5 protein-coding genes are annotated in these 3888 nt (G+C 75.8%); all 5 read left to right on the top strand.

The features are described 5' to 3' along the window. Positions 1-302 (top strand): dihydrofolate reductase family protein (locus tag GFJ45_RS15490; RefSeq protein WP_194288718.1); only part of this gene is annotated, 302 nt, incomplete at its 5' end. Between the two features lie 3 nt (positions 303-305). Further along, a complete protein-coding gene (locus GFJ45_RS15485) occupies positions 306-929 on the top strand; it encodes a riboflavin synthase (protein ID WP_153398835.1) in 624 nt (207 codons plus the stop codon). Beyond that, positions 926-2257: a 3,4-dihydroxy-2-butanone-4-phosphate synthase gene (ribB, locus tag GFJ45_RS15480; RefSeq protein WP_407670411.1), complete on the top strand. Its 1332-nt coding sequence runs from the start codon at positions 926-928 to the stop codon at positions 2255-2257. The genes GFJ45_RS15485 and ribB overlap by 4 nt, the downstream gene beginning before the upstream one ends. Next, positions 2254-2727 carry a 6,7-dimethyl-8-ribityllumazine synthase gene (gene ribH / locus GFJ45_RS15475; protein ID WP_153398833.1) on the top strand — a complete coding sequence of 158 codons (474 nt, stop codon included), beginning with the start codon at positions 2254-2256 and terminating at the stop codon, positions 2725-2727. Before ribB ends, ribH begins: the two co-directional genes overlap by 4 nt. 33 nt (positions 2728-2760) lie before the next feature. Continuing rightward, positions 2761-3699 (top strand): hydroxymethylglutaryl-CoA lyase, encoded by a 939-nt coding sequence (locus GFJ45_RS15470; protein ID WP_153398831.1) that lies wholly within the window; start codon positions 2761-2763, stop codon positions 3697-3699. Positions 3700-3888 lie beyond the last annotated feature (189 nt).

Below are 3888 nucleotides of genomic sequence, written 5' to 3'. Positions count from 1 at the left end.
CGGAGGGCATCACCTTCCAGGTGGAGAACCCCACCCGGTTCTCCGTCACGGGCATCGACAAGCAGCTGGTCGACGAGCTGGTCGCCTACCTCGCGCCGGCGCTGCTGGGCACCGGTCCGGCCGCCGTCACCGACCTGGGGATCACGACCATCGCCGACATCGCCCGCCTGGAGCTCGTCGGCGTCGACCGGGTCGGTCCGGACGTCAAGGTCACCGCCCGGCCCCGCCGTGCCGGGCCGGCCGCACCCCAGGCAGCCACCACCGGAACCACGACTCCCACCACCCTGACCGAAGGAGCCTGAGCGATGTTCACCGGCATCGTCGAGGAGCTGGGCCAGCTGCTCGAGCGGGACGACCAGGGCGACTCGTCCGTGCTGCGGCTGCGCGGCCCGCTGGTCACCGAGGACCTCCGGCACGGCGACTCCGTCGCCGTCAACGGGGTCTGCCTCACCGTGACCGAGACCGGGGACGGCCAGCTGGCCGCCGACGTCATGGCCGAGACGCTGGCCCGCAGCGCCCTCGGCGAGCTGCGGCCCGGTGACCCGGTCAACCTGGAGCGGGCGCTGCGCAGCGACGGCCGGTTCGGGGGCCACGTCGTCCAGGGGCACGTCGACACCACCACCGAGGTGGTGCGGCGCGACCCCGGCGACCACTGGGAGGTGGTGACGCTGCGGCTGCCGGCCGAGGTGAGCCGCTACGTGGTGCTCAAGGGCTCGATCACCCTGGACGGGGTCAGCCTGACCGTGTCCGGGCTGGCCGAGGACAGCTTCCAGGTCTCGCTGATCCCCACCACCCTCGCCGAGACCACGCTCGGCAGCCGCCGCCCGGGTGACCGGGTCAACGTGGAGGTCGACGTGCTGGCCAAGTACGTCGAGCGGCTGCTGGCCGCCGGGGAGCGCCGCGTGCCGGGGCAGGAGGTGGCACGGTGAGCGCCGCGCCCGGCTCCCGACAGCAGACGTCCGGCCCCGCCACCGGTGACGGACCGCTGGGCGAGGCGCTGCGCGCGCTGCGGGAGGGCCGACCGGTGCTGGTGACCGACGACGTCTACCGGGAGAACGAGGGCGACGTCGTCCTCGCCGCCGAGACGCTGACGCCCCGCTGGCTGGGGTGGACCATCCGGCACAGCTCCGGCTACGTGTGCGCCCCGATGCCGGAGGAGTGGGCCGACCGGCTCGGCCTGCCGCTCATGGTCGCCGACAACGAGGACCCGCTGCGGACGGCGTACACGGTCACCGTCGACGCCGCCGACGGCATCGGCACCGGCATCAGCGCCGCCGATCGCACCCGCACCATCCGGGTGCTGGGCGACCCCGCCTCCGGTCGGGACGACCTCATCCGGCCCGGTCACGTGGTGCCGCTGCGCGCCCGCGCCGGCGGGGTGCTGGAGCGGGCCGGCCACACCGAGGCCGCCGTCGACCTGTGCCGGCTGGCCGGGCTCACGCCGGTCGCGGCGATCGCCGAGCTGGTCGACGACCAGGGTGAGATGCTGCGCGGTCCGCAGGTGCGGGAGCTGGCCGAGGAGCACGGGCTCCCGGTGCTGACGATCGTCGAGCTGAGCGCCTGGCGGCTGCGCCACGACCGCGTGGAGCGGGTGGCGACGACCCGGCTGCCCACCGACCACGGCACCTTCCGGGCGGTCGGCTACCGGGACGTGCAGACCGGCGCGGAGCACGTGGCCCTCATCGCCGACGGCCCGGACGGCGACGGCCGCGTCCCGGTGGTGCGGGTCCACTCCGAGTGCCTGACCGGTGACACGCTCGGCTCCCGCCGCTGCGACTGCGGCCCGCAGCTGCACCACGCGCTGGCGCGGGTGGGCCGCGAGGGCGGGGTCGTCGTCTACCTGCGCGGGCACGAGGGCAGGGGCGTGGGCCTGCTGGACAAGCTGCGCGCCTACGCGGTGCAGGACACCGGCGCCGACACGGTCGACGCCCAGCACGCCCTGGGGCTGCCGGTCGACGCCCGCGAGTACGGCGCCGCCTCGGCGATCCTGCGCGACCTCGGCGTGGACCGGGTGCGGCTGGTCACCCACAACCCCGCCAAGGTGGCCGCCATGGTCGACGGCGGGATCGAGGTGGTCGAGGTGCTGCCCAGCGAGGTCGCGGCCCCGCTGGAGGCGGTCGGCTACCTGCGCGCCAAGCGGGAGCGGTTGGGCCACGCCACGCTGCCCGAGCACCGGGACGCAGCCGGCGACGGACCCCCCGTCCCGGCGGCCGACCCGACCAGCTACGTCACCCAGGAGAGCAGGAGGACCTCATGAGCGGGACCGGCGCACCCACGGTGCAGGTCGACGGGCGCGGGCTGCGGGTCGCCGTGGTCGCGGCCTCGTGGCACACCACGGTCATGGACGGCCTGCTCGGCGGCGCCCGCCGGGCGCTGGCCGAGGCCGGCGTCGCCGAGACCGACGTGGCCGTGGTGCGGGTGCCGGGCAGCTTCGAGCTGCCGGTGGCCTGCGCCCGGCTGGCCCGCGCCGGCCGCTACGACGCCCTGGTCGCCCTCGGGGTCGTCATCCGGGGCGGCACCCCGCACTTCGAGTACGTCTGCCAGGCTGCGACCGGCGGCCTCACCCAGGTGAGCGTGGACACCGGCGTGCCGGTCGGGTTCGGGGTACTGACCTGCGACGACGAGCAGCAGGCGCTCGACCGGGCGGGGCTGCCCGGCTCCACGGAGGACAAGGGGCACGAGGCCGCGACCGCGGCGCTGGCGACCGCCGTGGCGCTGCGGGACTGATCCCCGGCCCGGGCGGGGTGGCATCCTGCCATCATGCGCACGCCACAGGTCGAGCCCCGGACCGGGATGCCCGCCCAGGTCACCGTCTACGAAGTCGGCCCCCGCGACGGCCTGCAGAACGAGCAGTCCACGGTGCCGGTGGAGGTCAAGGCCGAGTTCGTGCGGCGGCTGCTCGCCGCCGGGCTGGAGACGGTCGAGCTGACCAGCTTCGTCCCCCAGCGGTGGGTGCCGCAGCTCGGTGACGCCGAGGAGCTGCTGGCCCTGCTCGGGCCGGCCGGCCAGGGGCAGCAGCGCCCGGTGCTGGTCCCCAACGAGCGGGGCCTGGACCGGGCGCTGGCCACCGGCGTCACCGCAGTCGCCGTCTTCGGCAGCGCCACCGAGTCCTTCGCCCGGCGCAACCTCAACCGCTCGGTCGAGGACTCGCTGGCGATGTTCGGCCCCGTCGTGCAGCGGGCGCTCGACGCCGGCGCCTGGGTGCGCGGCTACGTCTCGATGTGCTTCGGCGACCCGTGGGAGGGGCCGGTCCCGGTCGAGCAGGTCGTGACGGTCTGCTCCCGGCTGATGGACATGGGGTGCGACCAGCTCTCCCTGGGCGACACCATCGGCGTCGGCACCCCCGGCCACGTCGAGCGGCTGCTGGACGCCCTCGAGGACGCCGGCATCGGCCCGGACCAGATCGGCGTGCACTTCCACGACACCTACGGGCAGGCGCTCAGCAACACCATGACCGCGCTGCACCGCGGCGTCACCGTCGTCGACGCCAGCGCCGGTGGGCTGGGCGGCTGCCCCTACGCCCGGTCCGCGACCGGCAACCTGGCCACCGAGGACCTGGTGTGGGCGCTGCAGGGCATGGGGGTCCGGCACGGGGTCGACCTGGAGGCCCTGGTCACCGCCAGCAGCTGGATGGCCGAGCAGCTGGGCCGGCCCTCGCCCTCCCGGGTGGTGCGGGCGCTCGCCGGCTCGGCGGAGTAGCGGCTGCCCGCGCCAGACCGCGGCTTCGGTGCACCTCCGCGGGAACGTTTCCCCCGGCAGCGCCCACAACCCGCGGCGGTGCCCTCAGCCCGCGGCAGCGCCCTCAGCCCGCGGCAGCGCCCTCGGCCCGCGGGTCGCCGGCGTGCCGCCGTTGCCGGTACGGCCGGGTGGCGGCGGCCGCCCCCTCGC

It is taken from the genome of Ornithinicoccus halotolerans, assembly GCF_009602535.1.
GTDB lineage: Bacteria > Actinomycetota > Actinomycetes > Actinomycetales > Dermatophilaceae > Ornithinicoccus > Ornithinicoccus halotolerans.
This window is presented reverse-complemented; position numbering and strand designations above follow the sequence as displayed.

Excerpts from the sequence above, each read along its gene's own strand:
- ribH (WP_153398833.1), top strand. The coding sequence starts at position 2,254 with ATGAGCGGGACCGGCGCACCCACGGTGCAGGTCGACGGGCGCGGGCTG.
- GFJ45_RS15485 (WP_153398835.1), top strand. The coding sequence starts at position 306 with ATGTTCACCGGCATCGTCGAGGAGCTGGGCCAGCTGCTCGAGCGGGAC.
- GFJ45_RS15470 (WP_153398831.1), top strand. The coding sequence starts at position 2,761 with ATGCGCACGCCACAGGTCGAGCCCCGGACCGGGATGCCCGCCCAGGTC.